Here is a 17,288-nt window from a genome sequence, read left to right as displayed (position 1 = left end):
GCCGCACTACGGAATGCCTGGCGTACAGGTCGACAGGAAACAAGCACTCTCGGCGGGGGCCGTGATCACCGTCGTCGTGACGGCCATCGTGGTCGCCTGGACGGTGACCTCGGGTCTGCGCGAACCCGACCGGGTGCCGGTCACCCTGCGGACCGAGCGGATCGGCGAGGGTATTCGGCCCGGCGTCGACGTCCGGCTGGACGGGCTCGCCGCGGGCACGGTGGACGATATCGAGCCCGGAGAGCTCGGTACGCAATACATTCGGCTGCGACTGGACCCCGAGGCCGCACGGGCGCTGGACGACAGCATGCTGGTCGACTACGCCGCCGCGAACCTGTTCGGCATCAGCGAGATCGACCTGCGCCGGGGCTCGGGCGGTGCGCCGCTGCGGGCGGGCGCGGTGATCGATCTGACCGGTCCGGCCGCGGCCAAAGCATACGACGCCACCATGGGCAGTCTGCTGCGCTCGCTGTCGCAGGTGACCAATGATGTTCTCACCCCGCAGCTGTCGAGTGTGCTCGCGCGAATCGCCAGTGACGTGGGCGCTTTCACCCCGCTGCTGCAGTCGATGGTCGTGCTGGCCCGCACGGTCGCGGACACCCGCACCGTGCCGCTGTCCGAGCAGTTCGGGGCCTACGGGTCCACGCTGGACGGGGTCGGCGTCTTCGCGGACGCGCTCGTGGACGTGATCGGGCAGGTGTACCGCATCGACGTATTGCGTACCGACAGAACCACGTTCGACGCCACTATCGACATGGTGGTGCAGCGGCTGTTCCCCGCGCTGCAGAACACCCTCTACCACGCCGGTGATCAGTTCTCGGAGTACGCGGGCATGCTCGCTCCGATCCTGTCCCATGCTGCCGGGATGGTGCCGGACCCGCAGCGAGCCGGCGCCGAACTGCGCGCACTACTGGACAGCCTGCGCGCGGCCATGCCCGATACCGGGGCGGGCCCGGTCCTGAACGTGGATCTGGATCTGAGACTGGTTCCGGCCCTGGCGGTTCCGCTGGGCGTCGCCGGGGAGGCACGATGAATACGGCGTGGCGCGCGGGCTGGCGACTCCTGGTGTTCGCGGCCGCCATGCTCGTGGTGCTGGCGCTGATCGTCACCGCCATCCGCCGGCCGGTGGCGGGGGAGACGACCCAGTTCCAGGCCCTGTTCACCGACGCCAACGGGCTCAAGACGGGCGACGACGTCCGCATGTACGGCGTGCAGGTCGGAAAGGTGAAAACTATTCGCCTGCAAGGGAACCTGGCCGCGGTGGAGCTCGACGTCGAGAACGACTCCGCGATCTACGACAACAGCAGGTTCGCCATCCGCTACCAGAACCTGACCGGCCAGCGGTACGTGGACATTCAGCAGGCCGCAACCCCGGGTACCCGAACCTCCCCGGGTACCGATGTCGGCACCGATCGCACGGTGCCGTCCTACGACGTGACGAGCCTGTTCAACGGGCTCGAACCGGTGCTGTCCACGCTCTCCCCGGAAGCGCTCAACCGGTTCGGTGAGAGCATGCTGGCGGTCATCGACGGCAACGGCAGCGGCATCGGCCCCGCGCTCGACGCGATCGGTCAGCTCAGTTCCTACGTGTCCGATCGGCAGGCCGTGATCTCCACGCTGGTGCGCAATCTCGCGGAGATCTCCGACCGCATCGGCGGTCGCTCACCGCAATTGGTGACACTGCTCGCCAAGCTCTCCGATGTCTTCGAATCCCTGCAGGTCAAGATCGACGGCCTGATCGACTTCGCCCTCACCGCCCCGCCGGTGCTCGATCCCATCGACCGGCTGCTCGCCACGGCCGGCCTCACCGAACAGCGGAATCCCGATCTGGACGCCCTGCTGCGCACGGCGTTCCCGAATCCACAGGACATCCTCGACATGTTGAGCAGGCTGCCCGGCGTCGTGGCCGGTCTCAGCGCCACGCTGCCCGGTGGCGGTGCTGCCGAATGCGGCCGCGGCGCCGCGGACATCCCCGCGCCGCTGGCCATCCTCGTTGCCGGACAGCAGGTGACGATATGCCGTCGCTGACCCTTCCCGCCGGTGTGCGGAACCGATTCCGCCGGGACGACAGCCCCCGCGACGCGGCCGCCCAGCGCCGCTGGGAAACCCGGCGCGGCCTGTTCGGAGCGCTCGCGTTCGTCATAGCGCTCGCCGCGGTCGCGGTGCTGTACGCCGTGCCCTTCGGAAAGCACACGTACACCGCCGAATTGATCGAGGCGCAGTCGGTGCGGGCCGGAGACGACGTCCGCCTGGCCGGCATCTCCGTCGGCAAGGTCGAAAGCCTGGAACTGCGGCCCGACCGCGTGCTCATGACGTTCACGGTCGACAGCGCCGTGTTCCTGGGCCGCGAAACCTCCCTCGACATCCGGATGCTCACCGTCGTCGGGGGCCACTACGTGGCGCTGTTCCCCGCCGGGACAACCGCATTGGGCTCGGAGCGCATTCCGGCCGATCGAGTGCGGCTGCCCTACAGTCTCGCGGAAGCCTTTCAGGACGCGGCCGCGCCGATCCGCGGCGTCGACGGAGCGACGTTGCGCGGCAATCTCGATGCCCTGGCCGGGGCACTGACCACCGCGCCGGACGGGCTGCGCCGGATGCTCGACGGCGTAGAGAACTTCGTCGACGTGCTCACCCAGCAGCGCTCCGACGTGTCGAAGGCGATCTCCATCTCGGACGAATACCTGCGGGGACTCGTCACCGCCCGCGGTGAACTGAAGCGACTGGTGGACAAGGTCAACGTGCTCGAAACGGTGCTCGGCGACAAGCGCACCGAGGTGCGCCTCGCCGTGGAGACGCTGAACCGGGTCGTCGGCCGGCTCGCCGGAGTGCAACCGGCCTGGGAGGGAACCCTGAAACCGATGGCCGAGCGGATCGCCGCCGTTGTCCCCGAATTGGACAGGCTCGGCGCGCAGCTGGAGCCACTGCTGGGCGCGGTGCAGGCGCTGGCCGGACAGTTGCGCGCACTGACCACAGCCGAACCCGGCGTCACCGTCGACCGGTCCGGGGTGGTCCTGGACGCCCAGGCCGCGATAGACCCGGCCGCGTTCGGTGAGTTCTGTGTTCCGGTGCGGGGCAGGGACTGCCGATGATCATCAGACTTCTCGGCTCGCGCGGATTCATGTCTGCCGCGGGTGCGCTCGCGGTTGCGGTGCTCGCGGTGGTGGGCTACCTGATCATCGTCCAGCCGCTGCGCGCGCAGAACGCGTACTGCGCCATCATGTCCGACGGCATCGGGCTGTACCCCGGCAACGAGGTCACCATGCGGGGCGTGCCCATCGGCACCGTGCGTTCGGTGGAACCCCGGGGGCGCACCGTACGGGTGGACTTCGACGTGGACGCGGACTACGCACTCGCGGGTGATGTTTCGGCCACGACCGTGTCGCCGACCATCATCGCGGACCGCGCGCTGGCGCTGTTGAGCCCCGACCCGGGCGGGCCGCGCCGGGACGGTTCGCAGTGCATCACCAAGACGCTGACCCCAAAGAGCATGACCGAGACCCTCGGCGCGCTCGCCGAACTGTCCAGGCAGACACTGGGTCCCGACGGCGAGAGCCCGGAGGCGCTGCGGCGGGGTGTGGCCGCCCTGGACGCGGCGACCACGGGCACCGGGCCGCAGCTCAACGAGATCATTCGGAAACTCGGCACCGCGCTGAATTCGCCCGACGCCGCCATCGGTCACCTCGCCGGCGTGATCGACTCGCTGTCGGCCCTCTCGCGCAGCATCGCCGGGAACTGGGGCGACATCAAATCCATGCTGGTGCGGCTGAGTTCGGTACTGGGCCAGGTGAACAACGAATTGTTCAGCCGCACGGTCGAGATCATCGACGGCTTCCAGCGGGTGCTGCCGATGCTCAACGACATCACCACCCTCTTCGGGGATCCCATCTTCCGGGTGCTCGACTCCACCGTGCCGCTGGCCGAATTCATCGGGGCACACGCGAATACGCTGCGTGACCTCATCGGTACCGCTCCCGTGCTGACCGGCGCGTTCGCCGCCGTCACCGATCTGCGGCCCGATGCCACCGGAATCTCCTATCGGCCACCTCGTTTCGCGATTCCGCAGCCGCAAGCGGAGCAGGTCTGCGCTGCGGTGAACGCGGTCACCGCCGGCACCTGCGCGGGTGCGGCGAACGGCCTGGTGGACCTTCGACTCGTGCAGCTGGTGCTGGGAATGGCGGGTGCGCGATGACGCGGCGTTCGATCGTCCGGCGGTCGATGATCAGGTCCACGGTGACCGGATCCGCCGGCCGGTGGCGGGCCGGGACCGGGCGCGCCCTGGCCGGGCTGGCGGCCACCACGCTGCTGCTCGGCGGGTGCGCCTTCGATCCGGCCGCCGTGCCCATCCCCGGCACCGAGGTCTCCGGCCCCGCGTACGAGATCGGCATCGAGTTCAGCAACGCGCTGAATCTGCCCATGCGGGCCAAGATCTTCGCGAACGGCGTGCGCATCGGGACGGTCGAGGACGTCACGGTGCACGAATCGGCGGAACCCGGCGGGCACGGCGGCTACGTGGTGGTGCGCGCGAGCATCAGCGAATCGGTGCGCCTGCCCGTCACGACCACCGCCGACCTGCGGCAGGACACGGTGCTCGGCGATATCCACCTCGCCCTGACCACGCCGCCGGACGGGTTCGGCGAGCTGCTCGGCGCGGGCGGCACCATTCCGCTGCGGCAGACCCGCCCGCCGATTCAGATCGAGGACACCCTCGCGGGTATGGCGACGTTCGTGCAGGGCGGTGCGATCAATCGGATGCAGGAGATCGTCAACCGGTTCAACGCCGTGCTGCCCGAGGACCCCGCGCAGACGGCCCGGATCGCGCAGGTGGTCGGCGGCGACGCCATCGATCTCGCGGCGAATCTCGCGCAGGTCGAATCCCTGCTGAACGGGCTCGGCGGCACCGCGGCGAGCGTGCGCGCCAACGGCGACGAACTGGCGGAACTGCTCACCGATGACGGGGTGCGGCAGGTGTCGGATTCGGTGACCTCCATCGTCGGTGTGGTCGGCGTGCTGGGCGCGCTCGGTGAGGTCGCGCACTCGCTGGCCTGGCTGGCTCCGCTCGCGCAATCCGGTGACGCGGCGGCGGCCGCGTTCGTGCCGCTGGCCCTGACCGGGCGGCCACTGGATCTGAACGCGCCGTCCAATCTCAACGCCCTGGTCGCCCTGATTCGCGACAAGATCATTCCGTGGGTCGAGCACGGCCCGAAGGCGAACATCATCGCCGCGCGGATCACCGGTGCGGGGGAGACCCCGGGCACCGACGAACAGATCGAGCACATGCTCGACGCCCTGCGCATGATCGGAGCCGTGCGATGAAGGCGGGCAACGTGTTCTCCCTCGGCGGGATCGCCGTCATCTGCGCGGTCTGCGTGGCCTACCTGAGTTTCGGTGTGCTGCGCGCCGACCCGCTGTCCGAACCGATCCGGGTCGCCATGGCGCTGCCGGAAACAGCCGGGCTGCAGGTGGGTTCGCCGGTGCTGCTGCTCGGGGTGAAGGTCGGTGAGGTCACCTCGCTGCGGCGCGCGGCCGCGGGCATCGAGGTCGGGCTCGAGGTCGAACCCGAACGACCGATCGCGGTCGACAGCACGGTGACCATCGAAACCCTGTCCGCGCTCGGCGAGCCCTATCTCGAGTTCGTGCCCGATACCGAGGACGGACCGCACCTGGTCGACGGCGATCGGGTGCGCACCGAGGCCGTGCGCGTTCCGCCGTCGATTCCCGAGGTGGCCCGGGTGGTCACCCAGGTCATGAACCAGCTCGATCCCCGCGCCATCGAATCCCTGATCGGCACCGCCGGAACGGCATTGGCGGGCACCGAGGCCGTGGTGCCGGATCTGGCGCGCGCCACCGACGTGCTCGCCGCCACCGTGCTGACCCGGTCCCCGCAGATCGCGTCCATGCTCACCGATCTGCAGTCGATGGTCCCGGACACGGCCTGGACCGGTCCCGCGTTCACCGCCGCCGCACCGGATTTCGTGGAGTTCGGGCAGCGCGTCGACGAGATCGCCAGGGCCGTGGAACGTCTGGTGCGTACCGGCGACACCCCGGCCATGTACCTCGAGGGCCAGGGCCTGGTGCCGTTCCTGGACCGGCTCACCGCCTGGATCGACAAGGCGGGCCCCGAACTCCAGCCCTTGATTCCGGTGCTGCGGCCCTTGGCCGAGAGCTCCGCCGCCGCCCCGCGCATCGATATCGGCGCACTGATCAGCCAGGCCCTGGCCGCCACCGCGCCCGACGGCGCGATCCGGCTCCGGGTCACCGTCAACTAGAGGTTCGAGGACACCCATGAGCGACGAGACATCCAGCAGCGCCACGGCATCGGAGAGCCAAGTGCGCCTGGACAAGCCACCTGCACGGCCGACCGCGAGCGGCACCGTCTCGATACGCCGTTCCACCCTGGTCACCGGGGTCGCACTGCTGACCGCGGCGGCGGTCGCCGGAACGACCACGACACTGTGGCTGTCTGCCCGCTCCGACCTGAGCGCGGCGGACGCCGCCCGGAGCGCGGAGCACCGGGCCGAACAGGTCGCCACCGACTACGCGGTCGGTGCGGCGAGCATCGACTACCGGCAGGCCGACGCCTGGGTGGGCAAGCTCAAGGCCAACACCTCGCCGCAGCTGGCCGGCAAGTTCGACGCCACCGCGGGCAAACTCCAGGAGATCCTGGTCCCGCTCCAATGGACATCGACCGCCGCGCCCCTTGCCGCGAAAGTCGCTGATACACAAGGGGAGCTGTACAGGGTGAACGTCTTCGTGAACGTCACCTCCAAGAGCGCGCAGAACCCGGACGGGGTACAGACCACGGTCACCTACACCGTCAGCGTGGACGGGGCGCAGGGCTGGCAGGTCGTGGACGTCGGCGGCGCCGAGGGGGCGTTCCCGGCGAAGTAGGTGGCCCGGCGACAGTGCGCCGGCCGGGGAGGATGTGCCGTACACCGAGTCGCGATGCCCCGGGCACGATTCCACGCGACGAGCTGTTCGCAACCCGATGCCCCGGTCGCTGGAAAATGCCGGGGCACAGGATCTTCGGTCAGCTCGTGAGGTCGCTCGGCCGGGCGTCGAGCTGCTTGCGCAGCACCTTGCCACTCGGATTGCGCGGAATCCGGTCCAGCGCGCGGAACTCCTTGGGGACCTTGTAGCGCTCGAGCCGGGCGCGAATATGAGCCTTGAGCTCGTCGTCCCCGGGCGCCGCGTGACCGGCCGCGGGCACCACGTAGGCGCGCAGCACCTGACCGAATTCCGCACTGGGAACGCCGATCACGACGGTGTCGCCGATCGCCGGATGGTCGGCCAGCACGTCTTCCACCTCCTTGGGATAGATGTTCTCGCCGCCGGAGACGATCATGTCGTCGTCACGGCCGTCCACGTACACGCGGCCGTCGGCGTCGAGGTGGCCCATATCGCCGGTGTTCACGTGGCCGTCGACGATCTCCTTGGCCGGGGCCGGCGAATTCGCTTCCGCCACATAGCCGTGATAGCCGAGACCGCCGCGCACGAAGATGGTTCCGGTCTCCCCGGTCGCGGCGGGCGTGCGGTCGGCGCGCAGGACGCGCACCGAGACCCCGATGGCGGGCCGTCCGGCGGTCTTGGGTGAGAACAGCAGATCGTCGGCGGTGGCGATGGACACCACCCCCGCCTCGGTGGACCCGTAGCCGTTGACCAGGATCGGGCCGAAGGCGGCCAGGAACCTCGAAATCGTCACCGGTGCGATGGGAGCCGCGCCCGTCACCGCCAAACGCAGTGAATCGGTGCGGAACTCGCGGCGGCGCTGCTCGGGCACCGCCATCAGACGCTGGATCATGACCGGGACGCCGACGAAGACCGTCGCCCGGTGCCGCTCGATATCGCCCAGGGCGACTTCGGGATCGAAGCGGGTGCGCGTGATCACCGTCGCGCCCAGCGCCAGCGCTCCGGTCAGCAGGGCGAGGCCGAACCCGTGGAAGAACGGCGGTGCGAGCACCAGGACATCACGGGTGCCGAAGCGGGTGGCGGACATCGAGGTCGCCACCATCTCCAGCAGTACGCGCTGACTGATCGGGCGGGAAACGCCCTTGGCCAGACCGGTGGTGCCGGAGGTCAGCAGGGTGATCTTCACCGGTACCCGCACGCGCGGCGCGGCCGGATGCGACTGCCGAGCAAGCGAATCCAGGCTCGGCTCGGCAGTGCCGCCATCCGCGCACAGGCGAGTACCCGCGAACCCGGTCCCGGCGATGGCGGTCTCGTACTCCGCGTCGTGCACCAGGATGTCCGGACGGTGCCGATCCAGAATCTGCGCGAGCTGAGCGGCGGGCAGATCGGTGTTGAGGAATACCAGCTCGCACCCGAGCTGCGCTCCGGCCACGGTCGCCTCGATGAAGCCGCGATGATTGCGGCACAGCACCGCAAGGGTTTTCGCGCCGGGGTGCAGGGCGTGCAGAGCGGCGCTGATGGCCTCGGCGCGTCGCTGCAGGGTCCCGTAGGTGACCGCGCCGCGCTCGTCGATGATCGCGGTGCGATCGGCGTGCCGGGCGGCCGAGATGGCCAGCACCGTCGCGAGTGAGGGGCCGTACCGCCGCAGCGCGGCGCCGATCCGGACCGCGGTGACCGGGCCGACCGGCGTCAGCGCACCCGAGGCAAGCAGCGGCAGCGCCGCGTCCCGCCAGCGGAAACCCTTGGTGTCATGCGGCATTGCCGTCCCCCTTGACCACGGCCAGCGAGGCCCGCGTGTCGCCGAGGAAGCGGTACAGCAGGCCGGCCCCGATCTCGAGCGGATTCTGCAGCAGCGCCGCCAGCACCGCGCTCGGCCGGCCGTAGGCGGGGGTCAGCGTGCGCGGCTTGCGCACCACGGCCCGGGCGATGATGTACCCGGCCTCGCGCGCGGAATGCCCGGGGAGCGCGGAGATCCAGCCGCTGGGCGCGCTCATGCGGGTGAACATCGCGCCCGCGTAGAGGGTGGTCAGCGTGACGCCGTCGGGGCGGGCCTCCATGCCGACCGCGCGCATCCAGATGTCGAACGCGGCCTTGGAGGAGAGATAGAACCCCCATTTCGGGGCCACCGGGAACAGCACGCCCACGGTCGAGACATTCACGATGTGACCGGATCCGCGCTCGCGCATGCCCGGCAGCAGCGCGAGGGTCAGCCGCATCGGGCCGATGTAGTTCGCGGCGGTGGTGGCGGCCAGATCCTTCGGCCGGTCGTAGGACAGGTGGATCGAACGACGCAGTGATTTGCCCGCGTTGTGCACCAGGTAGTCGACCCGGCCGAACTGCGTGAGCACTTGTCCGGCAAAGGAATTGACGGAATCCTCCGATGCCAGGTCGAGCGGGATCGCGACCGCGCTGCCGCCCGCCTCCTTGATCTCGGCCACGATCAGATCGAGCTGATCGGCCGAGCGCGCGCCCAGCACCACCGTCGCGCCCGCCGCGGCGAGCATGCGCGCGGTGGCTTCGCCGAGGCCGTAGGACGCGCCCGTCACGACGGCGATCTTGCCGTCCACCTCGCGGCGCAACCGGTCCGGATTCCGCAGGCCGCGCGGGCCGATCAGCCAGGCGATGCCGCGGCCGAGCGGGCCCGCCGCGAGTCTGTTGGTCGGCCCGGTGTCGAGCGATGTGGTCATCTGTCGTGCTCCGTCTCGTCGTCGAGTGCGTGTGCGGTGGGGGAGTGGTCGGGGCGGGAGTGATCGAACAGCGCGGTGATCGCGCGCGAGGACAGGGGCGTGCCCGGGTCCATGGACAGCACGGCCTGGGCGGTGCCGAAGAAGTTGGCCAGCAGCAGTTCTCGCACCTGCTCGCGGGTGAGCTCGCGGGTGCGCAGCCACTCCGCGACAACGCCCTCGACGAAACCGAGCCAGCCCGCCACCGAGGCGCGAATGAGCGCGGTGCCGGGTCCGCCGGAGACCTCCTGCAGCAGGCCGTTCACCAGCTGGTCGAAGTACCGCTCGTGAATGGCGCGCAATTCCGGATCGGTGGCGCGGGCGGTGGGGGCCAGCGGCGAGCCCAGGTAGCGCTCGGCATGGTCGAAGTACAGGTCGAGGCCGCGCACCAGGCGCGGGACGGCCGGACCGCGCATCGCCCGCAGGCTCTCCCAGAACTCCGTCGCCACCGCCTCGGCCGCGGCCAGGTACAGGCCGCGCTTGCTGCCGAAGTGATAGGTGATCAGGCCGATGGCGACGCCGGCGCGGCGGGCGATCTCGGTGGTGGAGACCTCGTCGAGGCGCTGTGCGGTGAAGATGTCGACGGCGGCCGCCAGCAGCGCGGTCCGCGCACCGCCGCGGCCGGTTGAAGGATCTTCAACGGTGGGCTGCGGGGGAGTTTGAAAATCTTTCAACCCATCGGCCGCCCGCTCGGCGGGTGCCGGGCTCCCGGCGGTCACGGTCGCGGCGGCGGCTTCGGCGCGCTGTGCGGTCTCGGCGTGGATCAGTTCGAGAACCTCCAGGCAGAGCTCGTTCTTGCTCTGAAAATTCGAGTACACCGCACCTTTCGAGTACCCGGCCGCTTCGGCCACCCGGGCCAGCGAGGTATTCGCCGGCCCTTCGGCCACGAAGAGGTCGCGGGCCGCCCGGACCAGCGCGTTACGGGTGTGGGCTCGGCTCTCCGCCCGGTTCATCCGTGCCATGGGTATCAAGATACCCATGGAATCTGAATACCGGAAGACTCTTCACGCGCGGGATCGTTCCAGCAGCACGACCGGGACGCAGAGCAGGGCCAGGCCCGCGCCCAGCCACGGAACGGCGGAAATGCTCGCGCCCGCGTCGAGCGCGACCCCGGCGATGATCGGCACCAGGGCGATTCCGAGCTGGAAGGCCGAGACCGTGGTCGCGCCCGCCAGGGTCGGGGCATCGGCGGCCACGGTGAAGACGCGGCCGTAGATCGCGGGATTCAGCACGAAGCCCGCGATGCCGAGCAGCGCGACGAGCGGAACCACGGAGATCGCCTGCCCGGCGAACACCGCGATCAGCGCCGAGCACAGCGCGATTCCGGCCGCACCGGCCAGCAGCGCACGATGCGGACGGCGATCGGCGATCCGGCCGCCGATGGCCAGGCCGACGTACGCGCCGATCCCGAACAGCACCAGAATCGGTGCGAGCCAATCGTTCTCGATGCCGGTGACGGTTGTCAGCAACTCGGCCAGATAGTTGAAGGTGATCATGTACGCCGCGGTGCTCAGCAGGGTGGCCGCGTAGACGAGCCAGAGCCCGGGCCGTCGCATGGCGGCGAGCTCACGCCCGATACTCGGCTCGGCCGCCCCCGCCGTCGGCGGCAACAGGAGCGCGACGGCGGCGGCCGCCACCACGGTCAGCGCCACCACCAGCCAGAACCCGCCCTGCCAGCCGGTGCGATAGCCGATGAAGGTGCCCGCCGGACCGCCCAGAATCATGGCCAGGCTCAACCCGCTGATCACCACCCCCGACGCCCGGGCCGCCCGATCCGGGGACACCAGCCCGACCGCCGTCACCGCGGCCACCGCGAAGAATCCGGCGTACGCGAGGCCCGCGACGAATCGCGTGATCAGCAGGGCCGGATACGTGCCGACGAGCAGTCCCGCCGCGATGCTCGCCGCGAACACCAACTGCGACAACACCAGTGCGGTGCGCCGCGGCCACCGCAGACTCACCACCGCGAACGGCGGCCCGCCCACCACGACGCCGATGGCGAACGCGGTGATCAATCCGCCGACCGTGGCCAGCCCGACCCCGACGTCGGCGGCCACCGCCGGCAGCACCCCGGCGAGCAGAAACTCCGCGCTGCCCATCGCGAAAAGACTGAAGGCCAGCAGATACACCCCGGCGGGCAACCGGCCGCCGGCCTGCGGGGCGGCCGTGCCGACACCCGTCTCGATACTCGAACTCATACCTCGGAGCGTGCTGCGCCCCGCACGGACCGGCAATGAATCGTTGCCGAAACAGGGACGCTCACGTCTACTGGACGCGGTGGAGAATCACCCCGCCCTCGCCGCCACCCTCGCCCAGGTCGGCCTGCGCCTGCGCCGCCTGCGCGAAAGCAAAGACCTCTCGCTCGCCGACCTGAACCGCCTGACCGGCATCTCGAAGAGCACCCTGTCCCGCCTCGAATCCGGCGGCCGCAAACCGAGTTTGGAGCTCCTGCTCCCGATCGCCGCCGCCCTCGCCGTCCCCCTGGACGACATCGTCGCCGCCCCCCGCATCCTCGATCCCCGCCTACCCCAGGAACCCCGCCACACCGCGGGCCGCGTGATAGTCCCCCTCTCCCGCACCCAGGGCGAACCCAAGGCCTACAAACTCTTCATCCCCGAGTCCGAGTCCGACCCGTTCCCCCGAACCCACACCGGCTACGAATGGCTCTACGTCCTGACCGGCCGCCTCCGCCTGGTCCTCGGCGACTACGACGTCACCCTCGGCCCCGGCGAGGTGGCCGAGTTCGACACCCAGCACCCCCACTGGTTCGGCTCGACCGGCAAGGGCCCGGTGGAGATCCTGAGCCTGTTCGGCGGCCAGGGCGAACGGATCCACATCCGCGCACGCTCGACGCCGTGATCGCGGTTGCCCCGGCAATCCCGGTCATTCGACAGAGGCCACCCCGCGCGGCTCGCACATAGCGTTTCGGACATGACCACAACCGAGCGCCCCGAGGTTTTCACCGCCGCCGTCAGTGCCGAGGACCGAGCGCAATTGCACGCGCTCATCACGCATTTGGAAGACGGGTTCAACAGCAAGGAGGCCGCGGTTCTCGATCGGCCCTTCGCCCGCGACGCGGTGATCGTCGTCCCCGACGGCACCCTGATCCGCGGCTGGGACGACCTGTTCGCCTATCACACCGAGCGCCTGGCCAACGCGGTCTCGACCTGGAAAACGCAGATCCGGATGCTGAGCGTGGCGATGCTCGACCGCGACACCGCCGTGGCCCACTTCCGCCAGGACACCACGATCCACGGTGGCGCGTTCGCCAACCACGGAACGTTCGTGGCGGTCCGCCGGTCCGGCGCATGGTGGATCGCCGCGCTGCACAACACCAATATTCAGCACTGAGCAGTCGCCGCGGGAGGTCCACGGCGCCGGGCTCTTCGCCGGCCAGTCGGCGGTGTTTATCTACGCGGCGGCTCGGTTGGAGTTTCCGAGCGCCGGCCGGTCGGTGACCGCGCGCGGCGCGAAGCAGGGTGGTAGGTGCCCTGGGCGGGAATCGAACCTGCGACCTACCCTTTAGGACATCGGGCGGGGCCTCGGTCGGCTGTGGTGCCCTCGGCAGGAATCGAACCTGCGACCTACCCTTTAGGACATCGGGCAGAGCCTCGGTCGGCTGTGGTGCCCTCGGCAGGAATCGAACCTGCGACCTACCCTTTAGGAGAGGGTTGCTCTATCCCCTGAGCTACGAAGGCTGGCCGGTGCGGTGGGTGACCGAGCCGGACCCGGGGGAGTCTACCTGGTTCGGGTCCGGGGGACAGCATCGAATCGGGGCGGCGCGGTCGTGTTCGGCGCGCCGCCGGGGACTCAGCGGCGGTCGGCTCGCTGCTCCTCGTAGTCCGACGGATCGAAAGAGCGTGTCTTCCAACGGAACAGCACCGTCGCGCCGGGCCAGTTGTTGGTGATCCGGCCCGAGGCGTTGCGATACCAGCTCGAGCAGAAGTTCCAGGGGGTGTCCTTCAGGCGCTTCTGGAGCCAGTCGTCCCAGGACTGCTCCGCCTCGGCGCGCGCGGAGAGATAGCGGCCGGACTTGCCCGAGAGATACTGCGCCACCTGCCGGATGTAGCGGGCCTGCGACTCCAGCATGTAGATGATCGAGCCGGAGCCGACATTGGTGTTCGGGCCGTACATCATGAACAGATTCGGGAACTCCGGCACCGACATGCCGAGGTAGGCGCGCGCGCCCTCGGGCGTCCACTGATCGGTCAGCTTGCGGCCGCCCAGGCCGTAGATGTGCATGGGCGCAAGGAATTCGGTGCCCTTGAAGCCCGTGCCGTAGACGATGACGTCCACCGGATGCTCCACGCCGTCGGCCGTGCGAATGCCGGTCGGGGTCACCGCCTCGATCGCGGTGGTCTCCACGTGCACGTTGGGCTGGGCCAGTGCCGGGAAGTACTCGTTGGAGAACAGCCCGCGCTTGCAGCCGGCCGCGTAATCGGGAGTCAGCTTGGCGCGCAATGCCGCATCGGGCACCTGCTTCAGGCGGTGCCGGTCCGCGATGGCGATCACGGGCGCCTTCATGGCCGGGATATCGGTCAGCGCCAGCGCGAGCACCTCGAAGAAACTCCAGATCGCGAACCGCTCGGCGAGCCGTGTGACGGGGAGGCGCTCGAACAGCGTGTGATGCAGCGCCGTGTACTCGGTGTCGAACTTCGGCAGCACCCAGGCGGCCGAACGCTGGAACAGCGTCAGGTGCCGAACCTGCGGCTGAATCGCCGGAATGTACTGAATGGCACTGGCTCCGGTGCCGATGCAGGCCACCCGCTTACCGGTCAGATCGACCGAATGGTCCCACTCCGCGGAGTGAAAGGCGGCCCCGGTGAAACTGTCGATACCCGGCAGATTCGGCATCGCCGGGCGCGAGAGCTGGCCGACCGCCGGAATGAGAATGTCGGCGAGATGGGTGTTGCCGTCCGCGGTGCGCACCCGCCAGATGCCGTTGCGCTCATCGAATTCCGCCTCGGTGACCTCGACCCCGAATTCGATCTTTTCGGGCAGCCGGTGCTTCTCGGCGACATCGCGCATGTAACCGTGGATATCGGCCTGGTGCGAGAAGCGCCGGGGCCAATCGGATTTCGGCTCGAACGACCACGAGTACAGCGGCGAGGGCACATCGCAGGCCGCGCCCGGATAGGTGTTCTCGCGCCAGACGCCGCCCAGGTCGGCGGCCTTCTCCAGGATCGTGAAATTGGACAGGCCGTGACGCTGCAACTCCAGCGCCATGCCGAGCCCGGCGAACCCGGCGCCGATGATGAGGATGGACGGCTCACGATTCATAACCCGACAGTATTGGGTATAGGCGCTGGTCAGAAAGACATCCCCGGACACTGAATCGATATTTTCGGCCACCTTGTCGTGTCGCGGGGTAGAAAATGTTTGCCGAGCCGCCCGCGGGTCAACCTCACTGCCGGGTTTGCGCGCCGGTGAGCCCCGTCTGACCTGCGCCGCTGTCGCCGACTGGACAGCCCGCGGGCGAACTACCTATATTCACGGAAGACTGTGCTTCAATTTGCTTGTCCTGGTTAGTGATTGGCTATTCTGCGGCGCCGCAGGGGGTGTCGTAGCCGTCGATCCTCATCGGGACTTCGAGGCCGGCCGGTCGCTGTTCACGCGGCGGCGGGTCGGCGCAGACTGCGGGCGGCGAATGTGGGGTTCGCCGCCCGCAGTCATTTTCCGGGTTCGACCGGCCTCGTGTGTCTGAGGTCACCCTGCCATCAGTTACTGCGGGTAACACTAATTCGGTTACCCGAGGTCACAGCTCTGTCCGATTCGACTATTCTGCCGGATAAGTGACCTGGTTCACGGTCGCGAGGAAACGTGCAAGGGAGCGGTTGGGAAATGTTGAGCACCATGCAAGACGAGCAGCTGTCACTCGCGACGCTGCTGCGGTATGCGAGCACCTTCCAAGGTGAGAGCACCATTTCGACCTGGACCGGCGACGGCGTGCGCACCCAGACTTTCCGGGAGATCGGCGCGGACGCCGCCCGTCTCGCCAATGCCCTGCGTGACCTCGGCATCGGCGAAGGCGACCGGGTCGGCACCTTCATGTGGAACAACAACGAGCACATGGTCGTGTACGTGGCCGTGCCCGCCATGGGCGCGGTGCTGCACGCGCTGAACATCCGCCTGTTCCCCGAGCAGCTGGTCTACGTGGCCAACCACGCCGAGGACCAGGTCGTCATCGTGGACGGCACGCTGCTGCCGATGTTCGCGCAGTACCTGCCGAACCTGAAGACCGTGCGGCACGTCATCGTCGCCAACGGCGACGCGAGCGCGCTCACCGCGCCCGAGGGCGTGCAGGTGCACTCCTACGCCGAGCTGCTCGCGGCCCAGCCCGATACCTACGACTTCCCGGTCGTGGACGAGCGCTCGGCCGCCGGCATGTGCTACACCTCGGGCACCACCGGCGACCCCAAGGGCGTCGTCTACTCGCACCGCTCGAACTTCCTGCACGCCATGCAGGTCTGCGCGCCCAACGGCATGGGCTTCTCCGAGGCCGACACGGTGCTGGCCATCGTGCCGCTGTTCCACGCCAACGCCTGGGGCCTGCCGTACGCGGCCATGATGTCCGGCGCGAATCTGCTCATGCCCGACCGCTTCCTGCAGCCCGGACCGCTGCTGGAGATGATGGCCGCGGTCAAGCCGACCTTCGCCGCCGCGGTGCCCACCATCTGGGGCGGCGTGCTCGCGGGCCTGCAGGCCCAGCCGCAGGACATCTCGCACCTGCGCACCTGTGTCGTCGGCGGCGCGGCCGTGCCGCCGTCCATGATGCAGGCGTTCCAGCAGCAGCACGGTGTGCGCCTGCTGCACGCGTGGGGCATGACCGAGACCTCCCCGCTGGGCTCGGTCGCGCACGCTCCCGCCAGCGCGGAGGGCGACGAGGAGTGGGCCTACCGCTACACCCAGGGTCGTTTCCCGGCCGGCGTGCAGGCGCGCCTGGTCGGCGACGACGGCAGCGTCGTGCCCAATGACGGTGTGGCCCTTGGTGAGCTGGAGGTGAAGGGCCCCTGGATCACCGGCTCGTACTACTCGCCCACCGGCGCCGAGGTCGACCCGGACAAGTTCGACGACGGCTGGCTGCGCACCGGCGACGTCGGCAAGATCAGCCCCAACGGCTTCCTGACGCTGGTCGACCGGTCCAAGGACGTCATCAAGTCCGGTGGCGAGTGGATCTCCTCGGTGGATCTGGAGAACGCGGTCGTCGGCCATCCGGCCGTCGCGGAGGCCGCGGTCATCGGCATTCCGGACGAGAAGTGGGACGAGCGCCCGCTGGTCGCGGTGGTGCTGGCGGAGGGCGCGGACGCCAAGCCCGAAGAGCTGCGCGACTTCCTGGCCGACAAGTTCGCCAAGTGGCAGCTGCCCGAGTACTGGACCTTCATCGCCGAGGTGCCCAAGACCTCGGTCGGCAAGTTCGACAAGAAGCGGCTGCGCGCGCAGTACGCCGAGGGTGAGCTGACTGTCACCACGCTGTAGTCCCCGGGGTCTACCCGCAGGTCACGCCCGTCCCGGTTCGCCCGGGGCGGGCGTTTCCCGTCGCGGCGGCCGGGCACGGGATGTGCGATGCGCCGGGGGTGCGAGGTTCACCGAGCCATTCCGTTCGAGCCCCCGCGGTCGTACGGTTGACTCGCGGGCGAACGCCCGCGGTCGCCGGTGGCA

At 69.3% G+C, this 17,288-nt stretch carries 15 protein-coding genes and 1 tRNA gene; 10 read left to right on the top strand and 6 right to left on the bottom strand.

The genetic code is table 11. The annotated features are described in order from the left end of the window. The first annotated feature begins 61 nt into the window (after positions 1–61). The 7 genes from ACFVBH_RS29810 to ACFVBH_RS29780 are packed head-to-tail and all read left to right on the top strand — an operon-like array spanning position 62 to position 6,888. Positions 62–1,033 (top strand): MlaD family protein, encoded by a 972-nt coding sequence (locus ACFVBH_RS29810; protein ID WP_379006635.1) that lies wholly within the window; start codon positions 62–64, stop codon positions 1,031–1,033. After that, positions 1,030–2,028 (top strand): MCE family protein, encoded by a 999-nt coding sequence (locus ACFVBH_RS29805; protein WP_354984514.1) that lies wholly within the window; start codon positions 1,030–1,032, stop codon positions 2,026–2,028. The genes ACFVBH_RS29810 and ACFVBH_RS29805 overlap by 4 nt, the downstream gene beginning before the upstream one ends. Beyond that, positions 2,016–3,089 carry an MlaD family protein gene (locus ACFVBH_RS29800; RefSeq protein ID WP_379006631.1) on the top strand — a complete coding sequence of 358 codons (1,074 nt, stop codon included), beginning with the start codon at positions 2,016–2,018 and terminating at the stop codon, positions 3,087–3,089. The genes ACFVBH_RS29805 and ACFVBH_RS29800 overlap by 13 nt, the downstream gene beginning before the upstream one ends. Continuing rightward, positions 3,086–4,189 carry an MlaD family protein gene (locus tag ACFVBH_RS29795; RefSeq protein ID WP_379006628.1) on the top strand — a complete coding sequence of 368 codons (1,104 nt, stop codon included), beginning with the start codon at positions 3,086–3,088 and terminating at the stop codon, positions 4,187–4,189. The genes ACFVBH_RS29800 and ACFVBH_RS29795 overlap by 4 nt, the downstream gene beginning before the upstream one ends. Beyond that, positions 4,186–5,313 (top strand): MlaD family protein, encoded by a 1,128-nt coding sequence (locus tag ACFVBH_RS29790; protein ID WP_379006625.1) that lies wholly within the window; start codon positions 4,186–4,188, stop codon positions 5,311–5,313. The genes ACFVBH_RS29795 and ACFVBH_RS29790 overlap by 4 nt, the downstream gene beginning before the upstream one ends. After that, positions 5,310–6,266 (top strand): MlaD family protein, encoded by a 957-nt coding sequence (locus tag ACFVBH_RS29785; protein WP_379006623.1) that lies wholly within the window; start codon positions 5,310–5,312, stop codon positions 6,264–6,266. The genes ACFVBH_RS29790 and ACFVBH_RS29785 overlap by 4 nt, the downstream gene beginning before the upstream one ends. A gap of 16 nt (positions 6,267–6,282) precedes the next feature. Next, entirely contained in the window at positions 6,283–6,888 is a 606-nt protein-coding gene (locus ACFVBH_RS29780) for a hypothetical protein (protein ID WP_379006620.1), read from the top strand. Positions 6,889–7,027: 139 nt separating this feature from the next. On the opposite strand, the gene ACFVBH_RS29775 is transcribed toward ACFVBH_RS29780, so the two are convergent. The 4 genes from ACFVBH_RS29775 to ACFVBH_RS29760 are packed head-to-tail and all read right to left on the bottom strand — an operon-like array spanning position 7,028 to position 11,827. Then, positions 7,028–8,665: an AMP-binding protein gene (locus ACFVBH_RS29775; protein ID WP_379006618.1), complete on the bottom strand. Its 1,638-nt coding sequence runs from the start codon at positions 8,663–8,665 to the stop codon at positions 7,028–7,030. Beyond that, on the bottom strand, positions 8,655–9,593 hold the full coding sequence (locus tag ACFVBH_RS29770) for an SDR family NAD(P)-dependent oxidoreductase (protein WP_379006616.1): 939 nt from the start codon (positions 9,591–9,593) through the stop codon (positions 8,655–8,657). Before ACFVBH_RS29770 ends, ACFVBH_RS29775 begins: the two co-directional genes overlap by 11 nt. Beyond that, positions 9,590–10,591, bottom strand: a complete 1,002-nt coding sequence (locus ACFVBH_RS29765) for a TetR/AcrR family transcriptional regulator (RefSeq protein WP_379006614.1) — start codon at positions 10,589–10,591, stop codon at positions 9,590–9,592. The genes ACFVBH_RS29770 and ACFVBH_RS29765 overlap by 4 nt, the downstream gene beginning before the upstream one ends. Before the next feature lie 42 nt (positions 10,592–10,633). Next, entirely contained in the window at positions 10,634–11,827 is a 1,194-nt protein-coding gene (locus tag ACFVBH_RS29760) for an MFS transporter (protein WP_379006611.1), read from the bottom strand. 79 nt (positions 11,828–11,906) lie between these two features. Between ACFVBH_RS29760 and ACFVBH_RS29755 the strand changes: the two genes are divergently transcribed. Both ACFVBH_RS29755 and ACFVBH_RS29750 read left to right on the top strand, forming a co-directional pair. Next, positions 11,907–12,488 carry a helix-turn-helix domain-containing protein gene (locus tag ACFVBH_RS29755; RefSeq protein ID WP_354984524.1) on the top strand — a complete coding sequence of 194 codons (582 nt, stop codon included), beginning with the start codon at positions 11,907–11,909 and terminating at the stop codon, positions 12,486–12,488. A gap of 72 nt (positions 12,489–12,560) precedes the next feature. Next, positions 12,561–12,980 carry a YybH family protein gene (locus ACFVBH_RS29750; protein WP_379006609.1) on the top strand — a complete coding sequence of 140 codons (420 nt, stop codon included), beginning with the start codon at positions 12,561–12,563 and terminating at the stop codon, positions 12,978–12,980. A gap of 271 nt (positions 12,981–13,251) precedes the next feature. Here the strand turns inward: ACFVBH_RS29750 and ACFVBH_RS29745 are convergent. Next, a tRNA-Arg gene (locus ACFVBH_RS29745) sits at positions 13,252–13,327 on the bottom strand. A 112-nt stretch (positions 13,328–13,439) separates the two neighbouring features. Further along, the gene (locus ACFVBH_RS29740) at positions 13,440–14,909 is read right to left on the bottom strand and encodes a flavin-containing monooxygenase (protein ID WP_379006607.1); all 1,470 of its coding nucleotides are present in this window, start codon (positions 14,907–14,909) and stop codon (positions 13,440–13,442) included. Positions 14,910–15,470: 561 nt separating this feature from the next. On the opposite strand from ACFVBH_RS29740, the gene ACFVBH_RS29735 reads away from it, so the two are divergent. Then, positions 15,471–17,105 carry a long-chain fatty acid--CoA ligase gene (locus ACFVBH_RS29735; RefSeq protein ID WP_379006604.1) on the top strand — a complete coding sequence of 545 codons (1,635 nt, stop codon included), beginning with the start codon at positions 15,471–15,473 and terminating at the stop codon, positions 17,103–17,105. Positions 17,106–17,288 lie beyond the last annotated feature (183 nt).

The sequence above is a fragment of the Nocardia sp. NPDC057668 genome (assembly GCF_042799795.1).
Taxonomy (GTDB): Bacteria; Actinomycetota; Actinomycetes; order Mycobacteriales; family Mycobacteriaceae; genus Nocardia.
Note: the sequence above shows the minus strand (reverse complement) of the source record. Positions and strands in the feature narration are given on the sequence as shown.